The sequence below is a fragment of the Bradyrhizobium sp. I1.14.4 genome (assembly GCF_050435825.1).
Lineage (GTDB): Bacteria > Pseudomonadota > Alphaproteobacteria > Rhizobiales > Xanthobacteraceae > Bradyrhizobium.
Map to the genome: position 1 here is coordinate 1 of NZ_JBNDLA010000023.1, position 20949 is coordinate 20949.

Consider the following 20949-nt stretch of genomic DNA (forward strand, 5'->3'; position numbering starts at 1 on the left):
GGCGCAATGTACGAAAACAGGCCGCCCTGATCCGTAAACCTGCCGCGCATGAGCGCCTCCGCCGATTCGAGATGATAAAGTGAATCATCAAGCCCCCTCCGTGGCGAGGGGGTTCTTCAGCAGACTGCTAGAGCAGCAATCGAGCCAATCCGGATGGATTTTTAGCGTCATCGCTTGGCCAGCTGGGGATCCGCAGCGCCAGTGAGGTTGAGCTCGGCTGCGTTCTTCGCGTGGCCGGAACTCGCATTGGCTCGGTGATCGGACGCGATCGCGACATAGACCGCCGGCAGCACGAAGAGCGTGAACAGCGTGCCGACAGACATGCCAGCGACGATCACGAGCCCGATCGAGAAGCGGCTCGCGGCACCAGCTCCCGTTGCGGTCAACAAGGGTATGAGGCCCGTGACCATCGCCGCCGTGGTCATCAAGATTGGACGAAGTCGCACGCGCGCCGCCATCTCTATCGCCGAGCGACGGTCAAGTCTCTCCTTGAGCTGCAGCTTATTGGCAAACTCAACCATCAGGATGCCGTGCTTGGAAATCAAAGCGACCAACGTCAACAGTCCGACCTGGGTGTAGATGTTCATCGTCGCCAAGCCAAAGAATAGCGGGATCAAGGCGCCGACGATCGCCATCGGCACGCTGATCATGATGATGAGGGGGTCGCGCAGACTTTCGAACTGCGCCGCAAGCACCAAGAATATGATGATGAGTGCAAATGCAAAGGTGATGGGCAGTTGGTTACCCTCGTGCACATACTGGCGGGCGTCGGCGAGGAAGTCGTGGCTGAAGCCTGCAGGCAGTTTCTTTGCCTCCGCTTCCAGGAAGTCCACTGCTTGACCGATCGTAACACCGGGCATCGGCACGGCCTGAAAAGTCGCGCAGTTGAGCTGGTTGTAGTGGGTGAGTGCGTTCGGATCAGTCGCAGTCTCGATGGAGACTACGGTGGACAGCGGGAGCATCGAGCCCGTCGCAGTCTTCACATAATAGCTCCCGATTGCTTCCGGTGCCAGGCGCTTCTCGCGCGGCACCTGCGGGATCACCTGGTAGGAGCGGCCCTGCAGGTTGAAGCGATTGACGTAGTTTCCGCCAAGTAGGGTGGCGAGCGCGTTACCGATGTTCTGCATGGTGATGCCAAGATCGTTGGCCTTGGATCGATCGACCTTGATCCGCACCACCGGCTGGTTGAACTCGAGGTCAGAGTCGCTAACCATGAAGAGACCGCTCTTGCGCGCGGCATCCTTCAGCTTCGACATCTGCTCATAGACGGATTGGAAGCCAAGCGTCGAATTGATCACCATCTGCACTGGTAGGCCGCTCGAACCGCCCGGAAGCGGCGGCAAGCTAAAAGCAAATGCGTTAATGCCCTCGATTTTGGACAGCTCCGCCTGGACAAAGGACTTTAGCGCGATCGATGACCGCTTGCGCTCGTCCCATGGCTTGAGCAACATGCCAGCCATGCCACCCTGCGGGCCGCTAGTGCCGTTGAGCACGAAGCTCAAATCGGTCTCGGAAAACTTCTGGAACGCCTTTTCGAGCTTGGCGCCGTAATAGTCGAGGTAGTCAATATTGGCGTATTTCGGCGCCTTGGTTAGTGCGAATACGATGCCTTGATCCTCCTCGGGCGCGAGTTCCTTGGAAGTATGCATATACAGAAAGCCGACGAGTCCCAGCAAGGTCAGCGCGAACAGCCCGGTAATCGGGCGATAGTCGAGCGAGCGGTCTAGCTTGCGCCCGTACCAGCGTGTCATGGCGCCGAACACGCGATTCACAAATCCTGCAAACCGCCCCTCCTCAGCGCTCTTCAGGAACACCGAGCACATCATCGGCGACAGCGTCAAAGCAATCACGCCCGATACGATCACCGCCCCCGCCAGCGTAAACGCGAACTCGCGAAACAGCGCACCGGTGAGGCCGCCGAGAAAGCCGATTGGGGCGTATACGGCGGCCAATGTAATCGTCATGGAGACAACGGGGCCGACGATCTCGCGCGCGCCCCTCTTAGCAGCCTGCAGGGGCGGAGCACCCTCTTCTAGATGGCGATGAATGTTCTCCACCACGACAATCGCGTCGTCGACCACGAGACCGATCGCGAGCACGATCGCAAGGAGGGTCAGGAGATTGAATGAAAACCCCAGCGCCAGCATCATGCTGCAGACGCCAACAAGCGACAACGGGATGGTGACGACAGGAATGATGACCGACCGCAGCGAGGCCAGGAATAGGAAGATAACCACCACGACGATCATGACGGCCTCAATGAGCGTCTTTTCCACTTCATCGATCGATGATTGAATGAATTTTGTGGAGTCGTAGGCCACTTTCATCTTCAGCGATGGCGGCAGGTTACGCTCCATTTCTGGAAACAGTGCGCGAACGCCTCGCACTATGTTCAGCGGATTGCCCTGCGGGCTCGCCTGCACGCCAATGAAGACCGCGTGCTCACCGTTCATCGCGACGCTGACGTCTGTGGTCTGCGCGGCAAGCTCGACTGTCGCAATGTCCTCAATGCGCACAAGACCGCCATCGTTGGCTTTGACGATCATGCGCTTGAAGTCATCGACACTCCGCAGATCGGTATTTGCCGTGACATCGGAGATAGTGAAATAGCCCTTGGTCTGGCCGGCCGCCGCCTGGAAGTTGTTGGCGACGATTGCAGCCGAAACATCAGCCGGCGACACGCCGTGCCCCGCCATTTTCGCAGCATCGAGCCAAAGCCGCATCGCAAAACTCTGGCCGCCCAGGATGTCTGCCGCTGCGACGCCGTCGACGGTCGACATAATCGGTTGCACGACGCGGGAGAGATAGTCGGAGGTCGCGCTGGCCGTCAATTCGTCACTAGAGAAGGCGATATACATGACAGCGGTGGTCTGACTGGTCGACTTAGTGACGACCGGATCGTTTGATTCCTTCGGGATTGAATATTTGACTGAGTTGACCTTAGAGAGCACCTCGGTGAGCGCCCTATTTGGATCGAAATTGATCTTGATGTAGGCTTGGATGGTCGACGTGCCGAGCACCGACGAGGAAGTGATGTAGTCGACGCCCTCGGCGGAAGCGACTGCCTGCTCCAGGGGAGCGGTGATGAACCCCTGGATCATGTCGGCGGAGGCGCCAGGATAGGAGGTCGTGATATTGACGACCGTATTAGACAGCTCGGGGTACTGCCGGATCGGCAGAACGGTGGCCGCGCGAAGTCCGATCAGCAGGATCAGGAGACTGACGACGACAGACAGCACCGGACGTTTGATGAAAAGCTCGGTAAATGCCATCTCGGCTCGCATTCAAGAGGGGGTGACGCAAATTCGCTAGCAAGTCGCGCTACGGCCATGGTCATCAATGCGGCGACTGCGGCTAAGGCCCGTATTATGAGGGAAACGGAAACGCCTGCTCTAAAGGCTCACTTGTTCCTAAGCGGAGAGCTCAATCCTCCGCTTCTTCCATCTTCGTTGCTTGGATGAACGTCGGCCTTGCCATGCTGATCGCTGATCAGCTGATCGCGATCTCGAATAGGGGGACCACCTTCCCGAGATAAAGACCCATGTTTTTTTTGCGCGCAATCAGCCTGAGGTCCGCGTCAAGATGTGGGCTCACGTGTTTCCATTTAGTCTCGTCCTCAGGTCTGAATGGAACGCAACGACTTCCAGCAAGGAATTAAGCCGGCTCAAGGCTTCGTGTCGACCGCTCGATCCAATGATCCAGCTTCGATATTGAACGTAGAAACAAACTGACGGGCGCTCAACTCTACAAAGGTAAGTGGGTGATATAGAATCGGTTGCAAAACCTATACCAAGGTTTGTCCAAACAGAACGCTGGTCGCAACCGCGCAGACTTGTGGCGTCACGAGGCGGAAGCCTCACCAGCGCATGGTTCATGTCGATGATCGCGTCCAGCCGGGAGCGCAGGAGATCGGCTTGTCCGCTGTCGCGTCGTTCCTTCGGCTTCATCGTTCCCTCCGATCCGACCGAAGGAATCATGACGCGCGATTCGACGGAATCCTCAAAAGCAAAATCGCAAGCTTTTGGGCCGTCAAAGCCCGAAAGCCTGCAATCTCAAAACCCCTCTCGTCAGAAAAAACGACTCCCGCTCGAAGGCCTAGAAGTTCTTCACATGGCGTAATCGCGGCTGACGTCTTCTTGAGGACACGAGGGTTGGTAGGATCGGCCTTAGCGGATTATCGAAAGGGAGCAGCGCTATGAAGCAGTACGTAGGTCTGGACATCTCTATGGAAGAAACCAGCATTTGCGTTTTGGACCAGACCGGCAGCGTGACATTCGAAGGTTGCGTGCCCACCAATCCAGAGGCCATCGCTAAACTCTTGCGACGTCATGCCGACAATGCTGAGCGGATCGTTTTTGAAACAGGCTCGCTATCGAACTGGCTTTGGCACCAACTCAAGGCGCTGGGCTTTCCGGTCATTTGCCTTGATGCGCGTCATGCCAAGGCTGCGTTATCGATGCGCATCAACAAGTCGGACCACAACGACGCCAAGGGGTTGGCCGAAATGGCCCGCATGGGATGGTATCGGGAAGCTGCCGTGAAGGGGGCGGAGAGCTGGAAAACCCGTTCGATGCTGGCGGCTCGAACCAAGCTGCTGAATCTGCGGCGAGATATTGACAACCAAATGCGAGGTCTGTGCAAGGGGTTTGGAATAGTGCTCGGCAAGGCCGGCTCGACGAACTTGGCTCGCAAAGTCGACGCCGTGCTTGCTGAAGCGCCGGATTTACAAGATATTTTCGCACCGCTGGTCCTTGCCCAGTCCTGTTTGACCGAGCGAATCGAGAGGTCGGATCGACAGCCCCTGGCAGTGGCAAAAAGGCGACCAAACTGTTCGGCGAATGATGACCGTTCCCGGTATCGGTCCCCTGACTGCCCTGTCCTTCGTCGTAACCATCGACAACCCCACTCGCTTCAGACATTCCGCCGACGTGGGTGCCTATCTAGGCCTGACACCAAGACGTTATCAATCCGGCGAGATGGATCGTACTGGCCGCATCTCCAAACGCGGCAACCACCAGATGCGAACTTATCTGTTCGAGGCCGCGAACGTCCTGCTGACCGTTGTCAGGCGAGGTTCTGCGTTCAAGCGCTGGGGCAGCAAGCTGGCCAAACGCATCGGCGCCAAAAAGGCCAAGGTACCGTGGCTCGCAAAATGGCTGTCATCCTCCATGCTATCTGGACCGACGGCACCGAATTCCAGGCAGAGATGCGCACCGCATGAACCAGTCTTAAACCAACCCGGATCCGCCTTCGGCGGAACAAGCGTCCCTGCCGGGACGAAGGTGTGGGCAATCTCGAAGTCGTCCCTGCGGGCTTTACGCACCGCGCTCTTCACTTCGAGATGCCACGCCTTTTGAACGCCATCATGCGGCGCTCCTGCATAGAGACGACCGCGGAAAGAACCATGAACCCAGCAGCGGATCATTTTTGTCTATCGGGGTTGACACCGTGCCCGCGATTAATGAACGGACGACTAAAGCCTTCTTGACCTCGCTTCAAATGAAACCAAAGACCGGCTATCACGCGCGTGCGTACCGATACGATCCCTTGATGTTTTGAGCCAGGAATTGGCCTTTGGAGGCTGCCCGAACGAACCCATCATAGGCGGCTTCGGGGACATCGTAGTATTCGTAACGTCCGCCGTTCTTGAATTCGACGATGAGAACCTGCCTAGATCCATCGTAGACAAAGCGCGCAATGGTCGACGACTCGGGTGTTTCAATCCAATTCATGACTTCTTCTTTCCCGGCAATGCCGACTTGGTCGAACCCTTTTTGTGCTCGTAGCGGGGGGACTGTTTCCGCCATTGTCGCATGACGATCGCATAATCTTCGTCATGCCGATTGACTGCCCATCCACCCTCGCCCTCGTACCCGTCCTTGTTGGGATCACCACGGACGACCACTCGAGGATCGGTGCTGTCTGGGCGCCGCCCCTTTTCGGGAGGATCAATAAGAGTTCTGATCGGCAAACTGACCGCTTCGCCGACAATAATTGCTTCTCCAGTTCGGAGAATGGGAAGCATGTCGAACAATCCCTTCAGATTGTCAGACGCCGAGCCGGCCACCTGCCCCCGATCGAGATCGTTGGCCAATCGCATGGCAAAGATGGTGCCGCACTGTGAGAGGATCGTCGGATCGATTTCGGATGGCCGCTGGCTTACGATCATAACCCCGACGCCATACTTTCGGCCCTCTTTGGCTATTCGGCGAACCGCCGAGGCAGCAGGCCCCGCGTGCTCTTTGCCTAGATAAGCATGGGCCTCTTCCAGGACGACCATCAGAGGGCGCTCGCGACCACCCTCGGGAAGATTCCTTGCCCAGAACAGCGCATCATAAAGAATGCGAAGCAACGCCCCTACCAGATCATTAAGAACTGTGGATGGCGTTCCGGACAGATCCAGGATGGTGATCGGGGACGAAGTGCCGATCCAATCTTTCAGCACCCCATCGAGATCCTGCTTTACGGTGCCATCGAGCTGCGGCGTCCAGTCCGCTGGGTTGAAAAGAAATGCGAACTGGGGATCTCGCAACTTGGAAGCCAGTACAGCGAGCTGTTGCCTGATATTGAGCGCATCGGGCCCCCAGTTGACGCGCTCCGCGGGCGGCCCCGATGTTTTTACGGTCCGGTAGAGCGGAGGCGTCACAGACATCGCATCCCCCGGCTGAGAGGGCTTGCCATCGGCGCCGAGCACATAAGCTGGCTCGATTTCATCCGCGGCAGCACCAGGCTTCGGAATTACGGTCCGATGCTCTCTCTGATGGAATTCAAACCACAATTTGTGGATGCAGAAAGGTACCGGTGTATCAACCGTCAGCCGATTCGAATCTATGCCTTCACGTGGTTGTTTGCTGAGAGCTTCGGCCTTCAGCTCAACCACCTTGTCAGCGACGACGGCGGCCTGCCGATCATCGAGCTTTCCGAAAGATAACTTGACCAATTCCTCGAAACTGAGTGCCCAGAACGGAATGACGAGCGCCTTCTCGTCCTTTTCGGTATCTGGCGTGATGCGAAAGACCGTTGCCCGATCAGCAAGTGCCTTCGCGTATTCACCGTGGATGTCCAGGATCACGATGCGAGAGGATGGATAACGCTGCGGTTCGGAAAGCGCGGCCAGCAACCCCGCCACCGTCGTTGATTTTCCGGCTCCCGTCGTTCCGACTACAGCGCAATGGCGCGTCACGAGCTTGTTGATGTTGACCAGCGCTGGGATGGATTCGGCACTCGCCAGCCGGCCAACGCTCACGAAATCGACGGGATCACCGGGACCATAGATCTCCCGAAGGTCGTCCTCCGTGACGATATGGACCGCGTCGTTGATCGTTGGATGTTGCGAGACACCCCGCTCGAACTGACCGTTGCGACCGCGCTCTCCCACCAACTGGATGCTAAGCCATTGGTTGCCCCAGGGACGGGCATCGCCCTCAGCCTTCGGGGCGGCGCCCGCCCCGACCTGAGAGACGATGCCAAACAGCGACGTGTAGCCGAGCGGAATGCGGACAAAGCTGCCGACCTGGCCAATGCGATAGGACTCACCCTTGTAAAAGCTCAGACCCGTCGCGGACTCGCGGACCAATGCAACACTCACGGCCGTTCCAGCCACATCCTGTACCGTACCGATGAGGGTCGGATCAGAGCGCATCGCCGGCTTCCTGTTCAATGTCCCTGCTGGCGAGCTGATGAGCCAAAAGCTGGCCAAAAGCCTTGAAGTCTCCAAGCAGCCACTTGCATTGATCCGCAGGGGCGGCCGTTCGACCCGACATGACGTCTTTGCTTACTGCGATTGCGTAGGCCGGGTTGCCGTCCCGATGTGTACTGTCCCAGCCGCGGTCCACCGTTCCGACAATCCCGCCGTCTGCAGCGAGCACAGTTAGGTTGGCATGCTTCTTTGCGAAAGCGACTGCTTTCGGTGCACTGCTCCGATCGTTGAAAAACATCGCAAGGCAGGATGCGTTTGGATTACCTTTCAAGCCTTGAGCAATGTAAGCGTTGATATGTTCGTCGGCGAATGAATAGCCGCACGTCAGTAGCACGCACTGGTCTGAACGTAGGAACGTGGCGAGCCGGTCAAGCATCGCGTAATAGGGCATCTGCCGGCTCTGATCATATTTGAGATGGGACGGGTAAATAAGCAATTGCTCGCCATCGATCTTGTCCCGGCTGCGCCGTATCTTGGCCTTTTTGGTCATCCACCAATTGACTGAACCATGGATTTTCCATAGCCGCGCCCAGCGCGAGGGCAGATCATCCTGTGCCATCGATTCATGGTCGAGGAACGCAGTATCCGATCCGACAAAGCCATCGAAATATGGGACGCCCTGCTCCTCTAGAGCTTGCTCCAGCAGCAGATCGTAGTTCGTGGTGAATATCTCCACCGGTTTTTCGCGGTCGATTGCCTGGATCCAGCTTGCGAGCACATGATATGGCGTATCGCCATTCGGCAAGGAAACGCTGACGATCTGGCGAACGTGTTCGCAGATCGCGAGGTCGAGCTTGTGAAGCTGTTCGCCCGTGAAGCCATCGATCGCACCAGCGCCGCAAAGCGACTTGAGCGCGCGGATATGGCTCAATACGTCCTCGATCGTCGGCGTCCCCACACCACGAGCCACGACGCGCGACCAGGCGGTCTCGGCAACCTGCTTCAACTCGCCAGAGCCGTCCAGAACCGTCTTCACCTGAGCGGTCAATCCAGCGATGTCCGGTATCAGCGGCTTCGTGCCGTTTCCATCGGTAACCCGAACCGACAGCGGGCATCCTGCCCCGATGAAAAAACCAATTCGCATTTTCCCAGGCGAAAGGCGCTGCAACAAATCGGTTGTCCGTCGAAACGGACTATGCACAGGCTTGATCGGAGACGGTGACGCCTGCTTTGTATCCTTGTCAGAAGAGATACTCGCATCCAATGACGCCCCCGCAACACTACGCATTGTTGTCGGCCCCCTCGAAATCAAACTTGGGTGAATCCAGAAGCTGCAGATCGAGCCCGTTGATCTCCTGCAACGTCTTGCCAGCGATGCCCTGAAGATCTCCATACATGCCGACGGTTGCTTCGATAACGCCTCTGATTTGTGCTTCGCGCTTTGCCCAAAGACGGGTCATTGCCTTGCGTTCGCGATCGAGATCACTTTGCATATCCGAGAATTTTCCACGATCGCCTCGACACGGTGGCGGAAGCGCGGTCCGGTCAGGTACTTATAGACGAGCTCCATCTTAGTCTGCTGCCCTTCCCCCGCTTGTCGAACGTTGGACAGCCCAAGCAGAGATTGACGTAGGGCAATGGCGACCGGGATAGCGCAACGCGCCTCAGTGACCCAGACGCCATCGATCAGGTCGAAAGCATTTACTTCTTTCGGGAGCGCTTGGGTCACGAGCAGAGCGCACTCCGCTTTTGCAGCCCTCTGATCGTCCCGCAGCTTTGTTAGCCAGCCATCGCTCCAGTTTTTTGTGCGCTTCGTCTCCCACAAGATCGTTCCACAGTGCTGATCCTGCGGCCCAATGACCCGATGCAAGACGTCACCGCCGAACTCACCCTTGGGCACGGGTTCGATGATGTCGCGAGGAAACTTCGCACGCAGCATCGCTTCAAGATCGAGCTCCTGGACCTCACCTTGCAGCTGCTGGGATCCCTGTTCAGCACGGCGCCTCAATTCCTCGATCTGGCGCTGCATCGAAGAGATCTGCTCCTCCTTTTCGAGTACCTTCAGTTTGAGCCCTTCCTCGGCCTCCTGCCTTGCCTTGTCACGAACTGCCGCAATGGATCCCTGCACCCGTTTCTCGATCGTAAGGTCCATTTCGCGCTTGGCATCGTCGAGCTCGCGCTGCTTGCGAAGCAGTTCGACCTGGGCCTGCTGCGCTTCGGCGAGCTTTCCGTCCCGCTCCTTGAGCACCTCCTGGAGATCAGCGAGCTCGCGGGCCTTCTGAGCAAGGTCATCGGCGACGATAAGGCGGGCCTTCTTGCTCTCATCGGAAACGATCCGCTCCCGCTCGTGCGCAACGCGAGCGGCGACTTGTTCGTCGAGGTTTTCTCTGGCCCGAGCGAGCGCGTCCTGCTGATCACGCAACGATGCCTCTCGCGTGGCGACTTCGGCATCCTTCAGCGCGATCCTTTCCTCATACTGCTGACGCGTTGCCTGGATCAGCGGCGCCGCGAGCGATTCGGTAAGTTTGATCTGCGTCGTGCAGTTTGGGCAAACAATCGTGGGTTCGTTCATGACAATCTCATCGGACCTTGCCGGGCGTCCGATCCGAAATCTGCCGTCTCCTAGATTCCGACCGCCGCATCGAGCCGACGGCCATGCCTCAGGTACACATGTCGGGATATGGCACCTCAACGGACGTTGCTAGCGTCTCAAGGATTCAAATGCTGTTGAAAAGTGGGATCGGCCCAAGGTTTCGCACAAGTCTTTGGGTGGATGACTTAGTGGCCGCCCAGCTCGCGAGTTAAGCGCGGGCGCTTACGCGCGCTGATGACTGAAACGTATATATTATATTTATCAAAGACTTGGATGGTGATCATGAGGAATTGCGGCGCTCACTTTCCAAGAACGGACTCATTGCCCGGTGGTGCTCGATGTTTGGGAGAATGAATGGAAATTTTAGCGATTGCGCTCGGCGGAATCGGCGACGACGTTTCTTGCGACAACGCGGAAAAGCCGCGCATCATCCCATTCCGCCGTCGCCTCATAGAAGACCTGCGACAAGAACCACTGATCGACACGCTTCAAGGCCGGCAGGTGGTAGGCACGGCGAACGGCGTCGAAAATCTCAACCTCCAACCGCTTGTGGCGCCCACGAAATACGTAGGCTCCGCCCAGCGTTGTCATGCAATACGCCAGATCAAATCGCCGCTCCGGATTGTTGACTTTGTGTGTCTCATAAACGTTTGTGGCAGTCGTGGCCGAAATGAACAAGCTCGGCTCGTCCACGCTCCTCCGAATAGCTCGAACCTCACTCCCTACCCAAAATCGGCATCCTTGCGCCGTCGCGGCTACAGAAATTTGCACCCGCCAGTTGCATTTGGCATTTTCTCGTGGAACAGTCTCATACAGAGAGCTGCGCAGCATGTAGCGATCCAATGGCGATCTTCAGCCTCACCACAGCTACCTCGGCCCCAGTACCACGCTGCGGACGCGACCAGGCATTATACCCCCATGCGACCGGCGAGGACCTCTGCACCGAAAATATCAGTCGGAGCAGCTACGACTTAGCGAAGCGGAGCAAGCCCGGCCGGGAGTCCGGGATGGAAGCCTGTTTGCAGCAACTCGACCGTGAGCGTCATAACGATCGGCGGCGCGGACGATAAAGAGCCATGTCAAGTGTTTGCTACGGAAATGACTGATCGGAGAAGATAAATTGGCTGATCCGCGACAACCAGAACGTCACCGGCCGGAGCGCTATGTCGCCCTCGGACTAACCATTTTCATCGTCCTATTCTGCGCGTACATCATTGCTCGTCCTGAACAGGATATCAGTCCCAACTCGGTCGTCTTCATGCGGATCCTCTTGTCCGTCGCCTGCGGCGTGCTTGGAGGTACCATCCCAGGCTTCCTGAATGTAAGATACGACGTCGGTGGACTTGCGATCAGAGCAGCCGGCGGACTTGCATTCGCCGTCCTTGTGTACGTATTTACGCCGACCGTCTTGCCCAACATGCAGACCCCGACCGAAAAGGCGTTACAACGCTCCAGCAGCGGCGATATCGGGCAGCGATTTAGGTCCGTCGACTCCTATTGGGATCAGCCGGGAAACCGAGAACGCTACCAACAAACCAAGCTCGAAGACCGCAAAAAGCTGATCTCGGAATGGGTGCGCAGCGATGGCAGCAGGAACGATGCCCTCTTGGAAGTGCCCAAATTCCTTGCTGATGTGCATGGCTGTATCCAAAGCAAGCGGTGCGACGCAGATCAACTTTGCTCATCTTCGTTGTTCGACGATGCGGACAATTTCCTGATCTTCTTCGATCCGCTTTTGGAGGATTGGGCAAATTCGGGCTACAAGCAAACCCTAGTCAAGGCCAGAGAGTTCATCGGTTGCGATTGCTACAAGGAGTTCGACGCTAAGCGTTGCCCCGACCATCCGTCGGAGTGCGCGGCTCCGCCAAAATGTCAGGAGCGCGCCACATGATCCACGTCTTCGTTCTGTCTCGCGTCTTGTCGAGACGCGGCATCTACGCCGCTTGCGGCCTGCTCTTGACCTTGGGCACCGTGGAAGACGAACTACCGATCGCAGTCATTGCAGACATGTCAATGCCGGGCGCTGCAGGTCCATCCATGGCGCTCGCCGTCAAACTCGCGCTCGAGGACTCACGGCTTTCAGGCGAGCTCAAACACAAAGTTCGTCTCGTAGAGATGGACGACCAATGCAAGCCTGACCGGGCGAGCGCGATGGCACGCCAAGCGGTTCAGCAAGATCGCGTAGTCCTCGCAATCGGCCATTCGTGCTCTGGCGCGAGCATTGCGGCTTCCGCAGTGTATCAAGAAGTCGGTGTCCTCCAGATCGACCCTGTGACGACTGCCCCCCTACTTACCGAACGCAACCGGGGCAAGTCGGTCCCGCTGTTTCGGATTGCCGAACGACAAGACCGGGCGGCAGCAATCGCGGTCGTCGCTCTGAGCGACGCCATCTCAGGCAAGAATGTCTTGCTTGTCGGAGGCCGCTATCAAAAGGTGTGGCTCGATCGTTTCCAGTCGCTAGCCTCCGGCAAAGTCAAGAATGTCGCAGTAAAAGACGCTATTTCAGACGACACGCCCTCGTCAGACGTAACTATCGTTTACGATCAATATTCTCTGAGCAGAGACATGAATTCCGCGCCGAAAAGCGACAATGTGTATGCGGTCTATGGTCCGGACGAACGCTTTGGCGTGTCATGGGGCGATAAAGCGGCGGTCGAGAAGCTCGTCGATCGACTCAAGCAGGAGCATCACCTTCCACCATTCGGTGCCGCGATCAACGCCTATGCTTCGGTGCAGGTGTGGGTGAAGGCACTGAAGGCAGCAGGTAGCGTCGATCGCGATCGGGTGGTCGAGCAGATACGGAAACTGAAATTCGATACGATCAGGGGATCGATCACCTTCGACGAAACCGGCGATGTGCGGCAGCCTGTCATCACGATCGTCCGATACTCGAATCCGATCACTCAGGTTCCCAATCAATGCAACGAACCTGTGTGCAAGGCCTGCAAATGCGAGGTGTGCTGTCGGAAATAGAAATGACCATGTGCACTCGTGTCCCTGCTGATCCGAAGCGAATACGAGCGATGAACGCCTTTACTTTTCAGAGCATCCAGGGCCGGGTTGTCGCTCGGTGCCGCCCCCTCACGCCGCGCGATATTCGCCCTGTCGCAATCGGCCCTATCGATTTCGAACACCTGAAGGCATAGCTTAGAAGGAAGCTTGGGGGAGATTCCTTATAAATGCCGCGAAAGACGTGTCCACATGCCGCTCGCCTCATCAGGGAACACTTTCCCCGACTCCAGGCGCCGGAGCTCAAGTATCGTTCACTATCGCGCCGCCCCGCCAATCACGAGCGCCTGCTTTCGCTGCAACGCGACCTTCTCACCCACTACAAATGCGTGACGTATGTCTGTGACAAGCACTATCTGCTGGTGCTCATGTTCGTGGACTATGCTGTGGAACCCTTTTACTACGAGCGGGGCATCGACTTCTACGAGAACGGGCAGAATTTCGCGATGGCGTCGTTGCTCACGATGTCCGGCCCTACCTTTCTCGGACAGGCGGCCTTCGACAACATGCTCGCGGCGTTCCAATACGCCGTCCAGGACAAGACGCCGGAGGCGTTTAAGGCGCTTATTGCCGCAGCGCGCGCGACGCGCTGGCGCGAATTCCCCGAGGGCCTTGGACCACTTGCCCAGTACGCCGCGCCCGAATGTTCCTCGGTAATCGCGACGGCCAGCGTGAACACCGACGCTGCCCTCGTGGTGTTGCAGTCGCTCATCAGTCGAATGGAAGTGATGGCAGATGGGCCCTATCGCGTCGAGCACGACCAATCGAAAAATCTGCTCACCTATCATGACCTGCTGCAGCGTTTCATCGATCACGACCAGGAAATCGAGTTTCGCCAAACCGAAATTACATCGCTTAAATCTCCGCTTAAGCTCGCAGAAGTCACACAGGTTGATTCAAGGACGAGCCCAGCTGTGCAGCTGGCCGACGTCATGATTGGCGCCGCGATCGAAGCGGCAAACAATATAGCGGGCCTACGGTCCAGTGGGCTCGATCCCGAAGCGGTACGCCGACCACCAATTCATCCATATGGTGCCCTCCGTCGACTTCGATGAACAGCGGCGATTCAGACAAGGCACCCAGGCTGCCGAACTAATCGACTATTTTTCGGCGAACTTCTATGGCCCACGCGAAAGCTGAAAGGACCAGACATGCGTCGACACGCAGAGGGCGAAAGCCTTTCCCCGCGTCCGAGCCCGTCGGTCTCGGCCCCCCTCTTCGGGCGAGCTGTCCCGCAACGCCTCGCTTGTGACCTCTACCTGCCTTGCAGGAGGTTCGCCGCCCTTTTTGCAGCTGAGACAATCCGTGCGAGCGGGCTCGAACCGCTACCGGTCGGGAGTACAACATCGTAGAAGATCGTAGTTTGGCGTGCAAAGCCATCTGAACGCGCGTTACTCTGGCTTTACGGGGTCACCTGCGACTACAAGGCCATCGATTGATGGGGTCGAGTAGAGGCGTCGATCGCTCGACGCCACCGGGTCGCGCGAGGCGGTCGCCCGCCTCGCGCTCCCACAAAACGTAGCGCGCGGATTTACCGCACTACGCTCTTCGGTAGTTGGTTCACAGCGCTGCTAGTGCCTGCAGCCTCTCATATGGGAGGCGCAGTTTTGGTTTCAGCAATGGTGTCCGCTCTTTGATTTGGTGGAAGGCGTCCCAAGTGAGGCAACGACCTGCCCAGCTGCGGCTACACAACATCTTGCGCCAGTAACGCTCGACGACCCGATAGACTTTTACGAGGCTCCGGAGATTTCCGGCAACACCGTAGTAAGCATAGTGGCCGCGAAGGACGGCGTTGATTTCGCCAACCTGCTCACTGATCGTTTGATGTCGTATTCGCTGCATTAGCTCTTGCAGAGACGTAAGGCTGCGCCGTAGCCGAGATTTCTCGGTGGGCATCCCAACCTTGAAGTTGCCTTTCAGGTTTCGCGTGCAATACAGCGTCAGTCCCAGGAAGTAGATGGTTTCCGGGCGCTTTCTGCCGCGTTTGCCCCCGTGTCGCTGCGCGAACCGTCCAAACTCGACCAATTTGGTCTTGGTTGGCTCGAGAGTGAGGCCGAACTTTCCCAACCGCAGGCGTAAGGCATCCTGAACACGAATGGCGTCCGATCGATATTTGAAGCAGATCACAAAGTCATCGATATAGCGCACCGGCCGGGCTTCGCCCCGCAACCGGTCCTTCACGGCGCGTTCGAACCAGAGGTCGAGCACATGATGGAGATAAAGGTTGCTCAAAAGCACGCTGATCGATCCCCCTTGCGGTGTTCCTTCCTCGTTCGGATGAACCTTTCCATCTTCCAAGACACCCGCCTTCAGTCAGCGCCGGATCAAGCTGATCAGGCGCGGATCGCCTACTCGATGTTCGACAAACCGGAGGACCCAATCATGATTGAGACTCCCGAAAGACTACTCGACAGAATACCCACCACCGCGCTCATTATCTCGACGACTATCCCGATCAGGCAACCATCGTTCGGTCGCGCCATCCCTTTGAGGATCTGCGCTTAACGTGCTTGGCTAGTGTCATCGACGCGGCGAACTTCACCTGACGCTTGTACTGCCCGATGGTACCCGCGCCCTTGTACCGGCCGCGTGGACAGATCTGCCTATCGCACGACATTTACCGCGTGCAAGCCCGCAATGCGCTGGAGCGGCATTCCTGGCTTGCCACGCCGAACTGCTGCACGCCCGGACGATCGTCAACGCTTTGCTGCGGCAATTGGATGCCGCGCATACAGTCCTGCCACCGGAATCGGAGGACAGCCATGCAGCAGCTAAGCTTTCTCGACCCACCACCTCAGCGCAGGGCCGTACCCGTATGGGAGACCCTCGATAAAGAGCAGCGCGCACATCTCGTGCTGCGACTCGCCCGACGGATCGCCCGAGCAATCGCCACTGCCGGAGATCACAACGATGAACGAACTGGGCAAGATCACCGCTGAGCACCTACGCCGATGCGCAATCGTCTACGTGCGCCAGTCCAGTGCGACGCAGGTCGACCATAATCGCGAGTCCACTGCCCGTCAGTACGAGTTAGCCGAACGCGCCGCGCGGCTTGGTTGGCGATGGTACGCAGACTGCGCCTCAAGTCATGCATGGTGAATTTTGCGACCCCCGCCTCCTTCACCAAGCGGTTGACTATCTTGGTGAAGCCCGGCACCTGGCCACCGGTCTTCGGTGACGGGAAGACGCAGTCGGACGTGGCACGCTGAAAATGTTTCGCGGCCGCGAGCACCTCATCAACGAGGTGGGCGCGCGGTACATCGTGGTGCAAGGCCATCTTGGTCCAGGCCGCATCGAAAGTGATGCGATCATCATGACGTGCTTTTGCCATTCGATCATGGTTGGCTCACTCTGGCGCGGGCCACCAAGTAGGCACATCCTCGTCAGGAGCCCAAAGGTGCCGAGCTTGCCGGATGCGTGCCAGACCTTGATGATTTCTTCGTCGGTCAGCGCACGGCCCTTCGTTCGGCGTCCGACCCTTTGCGCACGAGTTTCCTTAGGGTCGCGATAACCAGCCAGCACAATGTGGTCGACATAGCCCTCGCCAACGCACCATTCGAGGAACGTGTGGGTGTGCTTGCGCAGGTCCTTGGCCGCGCCCCACTTGCCGGTGACCTTGTCGACCGCTGCCATGATTTGCCATCGTGTCAGATCCCCCACGCCACTCTCGGCGTTCTCCTTGAGCCCGCGCCGCAGCGCCCACATTGCCGGCTTCCGGTTGATGACCTGACGTCCGGTCAATGACGTCTGGTAGGGACATCTTCAACAATGAGGTCCGCCAGTGTGGCGCGCTGCTTTTCAGCCGCCTGTTGCCGCCTCGCCTCGCGTTTCGCGTCGTTGGGGTCCATGCCCTTCACCACCTTGCCTGCGGCGATGGTGGCGGCCTTGCGCACGGCCTTCTCACTATACCTGGGCCATGGTCGAAGGGTGTTGCGTTGGGTGCCTCTCACGCCCGTCTTGGTGAAGAGGTGAACCCAAGTCCGGCCACCGGTGGCGCGCATGCGCGGGGCGAGGCCAGGCAGCTTGTCGTCGTGGAGATAATGCTGTGCCTTGGCGAGCGGCAGCCTGGCATTGCGGATCACCGTATCGGTGAGTGTCAGCTGGTTGGTCGGCGCTGTCAGCCCCGCGCAGAACCGGCTCTCAGACCTTCCCGACATTGTGGCCCTAGGAGAAAATCTGCGGCGGGCACATGGCCGCTGTAATTACTTCGACAAATCTGTGGCCGCGCGTGGTCAGGCTTGATTTACGGACTGTGGTTCTGACTGACAAGATCGTTGGCCTGTAGCAGTTCGTCTCCGACTGTCCATTGTCGCCACTCATTGGGTCTTTCGCTCTGTGTATCTTGGCAATCAGCCTCCACGAGCAGCTTCAAAGTACTTGATTCGCACGTAGCGTCAGATTGTACCATCTAACGCAGCGGGGCGGACTAGAGCGCCGGCTAGACCGAGGGAGACTCCAATGATCGGCATCACTTTTGAGAGCCCTCGGCGAGAACAAGTCGGTGGATGATCGTCCGGCCCCTTTCAGGCGCCTCGTCGGGACACATCAGTCGACCACAGGAGATTGGCGAGTGTGCCGGATACCGGCAGGATGTTCGATATGGGTGCTGTCAACACCTACAGGACGCTTTCCTGACCAGTCCCCTAAACGTCCATTCGTTCGTGCCCGTCCGATACTTATGGATGAACCTGGCAACAACTTGAGCCTATCCGTACCAACCTAAGTTCGATTCAAACATCATTGCGCCGGAGTGCTGGGTCGCCGCGTCATACCAACGGCGAAGCAGACCAAGACGTGGCGCGATATCGGGAGCTCCACCATGTCGATTCTTCGCGTTCATAGGCTTGCAACTGCTGCGCTCCTTTCCCTGATCCTGAGTTCGAGCGCCTGGGCAAAAGATGTTTACATTGCGGTAGCGGGCCCAATGACGGGTAGCACTGCGGCGCTCGGCGCACAGATACGCGACGGAGCGGTCGCGGCTGTGGATTCGATAAATGCATCGGGTCTGCTGCCTGACACAAAGCTCATATTGAGGATTGCCGACGACGCATGCGACCCCAAGCAGGCCGTCGCTGTTGCCAATCGCTTGACAACCGACGGGATCAAGCTTGTCGTCGGGCACTTCTGTTCATCTTCCTCGATTCCGGCTTCAGATATATACGCCGAAGCGGAGGTGATTCAGATTTCACCTGGCTCGACGAATCCCCGCCTGACAGAGCGTGGCCTAACCACGCCGTTTCGGATTTGCGGCCGCGATGACCAACAAGGCAGGGTTGCAGCCGAATACATCGCGCGGCACCACCAAGGCGCAAAGATCGCGGTCCTCGACGACAAGAGTACAGCAGGTAAAGGCATCGCCGATATCGTTGCATCGCGGCTTCGTGCAGCTGGCGAGGACATTACTCGACAAAGCTATGTTGCCGGCGAGAAGGATTACACCGCTCTGGTTTCGCGACTGAAGAGAGAGGGAATCCAGATCCTCTATATCGGCGGCTATTACAACGAGATCGGCCTAATCGTGCGTCAGGCCGCGGAGGCGGGCGCACGCCTGACCGTGATTGCCAACGATCCGCTGATGACAAGCGACTTTTTGGCTATTGCCGGCGACGCCGCAAACGGCACGCTCTTCACCTTTATGCCGGACCCGACGAAGAATGCTGCAGGGGCAGCCGCTGTCGCCAAGCTCAAGGGTTCGAGCCTATCGGCGGCAGGTTACACGCTCTACGCTTATGCCGCGGTTCAAGCATGGGCCGACTCGGTCAAACGGGCCGGCACCTTCGATGCCACGCGGGTCGCTGCGGCCCTACGCTCGGACTCAATCGAAACGGCCGTTGGCACGATTCGATTCGACTCCAAGGGAGACAATGCCGCTCCCGGATTCATCGTTTACCGCTGGCGCGACAATACCGCGGAAGCGGTCGAACAGAACTGATCGCCCGTCGCAACACCGCACGGAGCGTTCGAATGATGAACCATCCTCGACATAGAGATTACGCGCTGCTCACGTGCCTCGCAGTCACCACAGTCGCAGCATTTCTCGTTCTCGCGGCAATGCTATCACAGCTGTCGCGCGCGACCGAACAGCCACCCGAAGGGTACGTTCCCATTCGCCTGGTGCCACTGCAGTGAGCATAACTTTTACAGTTGTAAGGTCGACGAACATCGGCACGTTCTTCCAGCTCGTCAAAACGCTCGCTCTCGGGAGTGAGCTGTCAGGGCCCGTTCAGAAAGAATGTAGCTTGTGGCAAGATGTCAGTCGTGCCCAGTCTGTCCGCGGATTACGCGAGTTCAAGCCAAGCGTTAGCAGCGCTGTTCGGCCGAGTGGACGTGGCGTTCCATCGCTACAAACAGGTATTCGCTGGGATAGCGCCGTGCGGCGCCTGATCCGTGCTGATCGCTACCGGACTTTGAGACGAGCTCTGATCCGGTGCGGCGCTTAGATCTGAGACCGCCCATCGCCCCCCAACCCTCACATTCATGCACGCCTTGCGCTTCCCGGCTCCGAACACAGCGCGCGCATCAGGTAGGCTCGATGAAGGCCGTCAACTGCTCTCGTCGACAAAAGGAAGAACACCAAATTGGATGCAAAACTGCAAACTATGCTTTCCTCGCTCTCGCCGCAGGCTCGCGAATTGGATGCTCTGCCGTCCGGGCGCCCCACCCCGGACAATAGCTGCGTGAAACTGAACACGAATGAGAACCCATTTCCTTTGCCAGCGATCGTGATGCGAAGCGCAATTGCAGCTCTTGAGCTGCAATACATGTATCCAGAAGGCGACAATGTCAGCTTGAGGCAAGCGGCCGCAGCCGCCTATGGCATTGCAACTGATCGCGTGATGGCTGGCAATGGATCGTCTGAACTCCTCAGTCTCATTTACAGAGCCTTTCTTGCCCCGGGCGATGGCATCGCAATGATGTCGCCCGGCTTCTCATTCAATCGCAAGCTTGCCATGTTGCAAGGGGCCCGGTTCATTGAAATTCCATGGTCTGAACCTGACTGCTTGCCGATGGACGAGCTGCTTTTCGGTCCGGCTAAACATGCTAAGTTCATTCTGCTGGCCAATCCGAACAATCCAACCGGAACCTTTGTTCCGCTCGCTGAGATCGAGCGCCTCGTTGTACGATCTGACCGATTGATCGTATTGGACGAAGCTTATGTCGATTTCGCACCTGAGGACGGCCTACGCCTCGTTGAGCGCCATTCGAATCTTCTGGTGCTGCGCACGTTTTCCAAGAGTTATTCCGCCGCTGGCATTCGCGTCGGCTTCGGTTTCGGCCATCCCGAGCTGATTGGGCGGCTTCGCAACATCCAGAATGTTTTCAACATGAATGTGGTCGCTCATGCCGTGGGCATGAGCGTGCTTGCGCATCGCGACGCGTACCAGGAGAACCATCGCCACGTCAGGCTTGAGCGACAGCGCGTAGCGGCCGCACTCTCAGAATTTGGGTTCTCCGTAACGCCTTCGCACGCGAATTTCCTCCTCGCCCGTGTACCGGTAGGCCAGGGTGGCAGATGGTGGCAGGCGGCGTTGCAAGACCAGAGCGTCCTTGTTGCCTGCTTTCCGGATGCCGGCCTGCATGAGTGCATTCGGGTTAGCATCGGTACAAAGCCCCAGATGGATACTTTTCTCGCGGCTGTCGGCACCATTCTTAAGAGAGTGGGATGCCGTGGCTAGTGGCCCCTTTCACTCATGTCACAGATCCCAGT

Annotated in this window: 14 protein-coding genes and 2 pseudogenes; 7 read left to right on the forward strand and 9 right to left on the reverse strand. The window is 57.8% G+C overall.

The features are described from left to right. Window positions 1-167: 167 nt before the first annotated feature. Window positions 168-3272, reverse strand: coding sequence for an efflux RND transporter permease subunit (locus tag ABIB78_RS30720; protein ID WP_429031410.1), 3105 nt, complete (start codon window positions 3270-3272; stop codon window positions 168-170). 601 nt (window positions 3273-3873) lie between these two features. Between ABIB78_RS30720 and ABIB78_RS30725 the strand changes: the two genes are divergently transcribed. Together ABIB78_RS30725 and ABIB78_RS30730 are read left to right on the forward strand one after the other, a co-directional pair. Then, window positions 3874-4119 carry a hypothetical protein gene (locus ABIB78_RS30725; protein ID WP_429031586.1) on the forward strand — a complete coding sequence of 82 codons (246 nt, stop codon included), beginning with the start codon at window positions 3874-3876 and terminating at the stop codon, window positions 4117-4119. A 76-nt stretch (window positions 4120-4195) separates the two neighbouring features. After that, window positions 4196-5221: pseudogene (locus tag ABIB78_RS30730) on the forward strand (IS110 family transposase). Between the two features lie 298 nt (window positions 5222-5519). On the opposite strand, the gene ABIB78_RS30735 reads toward ABIB78_RS30730, so the two are convergent. The 5 genes and pseudogenes from ABIB78_RS30735 to ABIB78_RS30755 form a co-directional block, all read right to left on the reverse strand. Further along, complete coding sequence (locus tag ABIB78_RS30735; protein WP_429031412.1) at window positions 5520-5732, reverse strand: KTSC domain-containing protein; 213 nt, start codon at window positions 5730-5732, stop codon at window positions 5520-5522. Beyond that, entirely contained in the window at window positions 5729-7642 is a 1914-nt protein-coding gene (locus ABIB78_RS30740; RefSeq protein WP_429031414.1) for an ATP-binding protein, read from the reverse strand. The genes ABIB78_RS30735 and ABIB78_RS30740 overlap by 4 nt, the downstream gene beginning before the upstream one ends. Further along, a complete protein-coding gene (locus ABIB78_RS30745) occupies window positions 7632-8810 on the reverse strand; it encodes an SIR2 family NAD-dependent protein deacylase (RefSeq protein ID WP_429031417.1) in 1179 nt (392 codons plus the stop codon). Before ABIB78_RS30745 ends, ABIB78_RS30740 begins: the two co-directional genes overlap by 11 nt. A gap of 109 nt (window positions 8811-8919) precedes the next feature. Beyond that, window positions 8920-10211: pseudogene (locus tag ABIB78_RS30750) on the reverse strand (DUF2130 domain-containing protein). Window positions 10212-10595: 384 nt separating this feature from the next. After that, on the reverse strand, window positions 10596-10910 hold the full coding sequence (locus tag ABIB78_RS30755; RefSeq protein ID WP_429031420.1) for a hypothetical protein: 315 nt from the start codon (window positions 10908-10910) through the stop codon (window positions 10596-10598). 442 nt (window positions 10911-11352) lie between these two features. Here ABIB78_RS30755 and ABIB78_RS30760 point away from each other — a divergent pair, with 442 nt between their 5' ends. From ABIB78_RS30760 to ABIB78_RS30770, 3 genes are all read left to right on the forward strand, one after another. Continuing rightward, entirely contained in the window at window positions 11353-12123 is a 771-nt protein-coding gene (locus ABIB78_RS30760) for a hypothetical protein (protein WP_429031422.1), read from the forward strand. Beyond that, window positions 12120-13205, forward strand: a complete 1086-nt coding sequence (locus ABIB78_RS30765) for a branched-chain amino acid ABC transporter substrate-binding protein (RefSeq protein ID WP_429031425.1) — start codon at window positions 12120-12122, stop codon at window positions 13203-13205. The genes ABIB78_RS30760 and ABIB78_RS30765 overlap by 4 nt, the downstream gene beginning before the upstream one ends. 206 nt (window positions 13206-13411) lie before the next feature. Beyond that, complete coding sequence (locus ABIB78_RS30770) at window positions 13412-14296, forward strand: hypothetical protein (RefSeq protein WP_429031427.1); 885 nt, start codon at window positions 13412-13414, stop codon at window positions 14294-14296. A gap of 505 nt (window positions 14297-14801) precedes the next feature. Here the strand turns inward: ABIB78_RS30770 and ABIB78_RS30775 are convergent. From ABIB78_RS30775 to ABIB78_RS30785, 3 genes are all read right to left on the reverse strand, one after another. Continuing rightward, window positions 14802-15539: a reverse transcriptase domain-containing protein gene (locus ABIB78_RS30775; RefSeq protein ID WP_429031430.1), complete on the reverse strand. Its 738-nt coding sequence runs from the start codon at window positions 15537-15539 to the stop codon at window positions 14802-14804. 837 nt (window positions 15540-16376) lie between these two features. Next, the gene (locus ABIB78_RS30780) at window positions 16377-16982 is read right to left on the reverse strand and encodes a hypothetical protein (RefSeq protein ID WP_429031432.1); all 606 of its coding nucleotides are present in this window, start codon (window positions 16980-16982) and stop codon (window positions 16377-16379) included. Next, on the reverse strand, window positions 16979-17398 hold the full coding sequence (locus ABIB78_RS30785; protein WP_429031434.1) for an Arm DNA-binding domain-containing protein: 420 nt from the start codon (window positions 17396-17398) through the stop codon (window positions 16979-16981). Before ABIB78_RS30785 ends, ABIB78_RS30780 begins: the two co-directional genes overlap by 4 nt. Before the next feature lie 662 nt (window positions 17399-18060). Between ABIB78_RS30785 and ABIB78_RS30790 the strand changes: the two genes are divergently transcribed. Both ABIB78_RS30790 and hisC read left to right on the forward strand, forming a co-directional pair. After that, window positions 18061-19173 (forward strand): branched-chain amino acid ABC transporter substrate-binding protein, encoded by a 1113-nt coding sequence (locus ABIB78_RS30790; RefSeq protein ID WP_429031437.1) that lies wholly within the window; start codon window positions 18061-18063, stop codon window positions 19171-19173. 667 nt (window positions 19174-19840) lie between these two features. Further along, window positions 19841-20917: a histidinol-phosphate transaminase gene (hisC, locus tag ABIB78_RS30795; RefSeq protein WP_429031574.1), complete on the forward strand. Its 1077-nt coding sequence runs from the start codon at window positions 19841-19843 to the stop codon at window positions 20915-20917. The last annotated feature ends 32 nt before the right edge of the window (window positions 20918-20949 follow it).

What these genes read in the sequence shown, in the direction of transcription:
- ABIB78_RS30720 (WP_429031410.1), bottom strand. Translation starts at nt 3,272, where the DNA reads ATGGCATTTACCGAGCTTTTCATCAAACGTCCGGTGCTGTCTGTCGTC.
- ABIB78_RS30725 (WP_429031586.1), top strand. Translation starts at nt 3,874, where the DNA reads ATGTCGATGATCGCGTCCAGCCGGGAGCGCAGGAGATCGGCTTGTCCG.
- ABIB78_RS30735 (WP_429031412.1), bottom strand. Translation starts at nt 5,732, where the DNA reads ATGAATTGGATTGAAACACCCGAGTCGTCGACCATTGCGCGCTTTGTC.
- ABIB78_RS30740 (WP_429031414.1), bottom strand. Translation starts at nt 7,642, where the DNA reads ATGCGCTCTGATCCGACCCTCATCGGTACGGTACAGGATGTGGCTGGA.
- ABIB78_RS30765 (WP_429031425.1), top strand. Translation starts at nt 12,120, where the DNA reads ATGATCCACGTCTTCGTTCTGTCTCGCGTCTTGTCGAGACGCGGCATC.
- ABIB78_RS30770 (WP_429031427.1), top strand. Translation starts at nt 13,412, where the DNA reads ATGCCGCGAAAGACGTGTCCACATGCCGCTCGCCTCATCAGGGAACAC.
- ABIB78_RS30785 (WP_429031434.1), bottom strand. Translation starts at nt 17,398, where the DNA reads ATGTCGGGAAGGTCTGAGAGCCGGTTCTGCGCGGGGCTGACAGCGCCG.
- ABIB78_RS30790 (WP_429031437.1), top strand. Translation starts at nt 18,061, where the DNA reads ATGTCGATTCTTCGCGTTCATAGGCTTGCAACTGCTGCGCTCCTTTCC.
- hisC (WP_429031574.1), top strand. Translation starts at nt 19,841, where the DNA reads ATGCTTTCCTCGCTCTCGCCGCAGGCTCGCGAATTGGATGCTCTGCCG.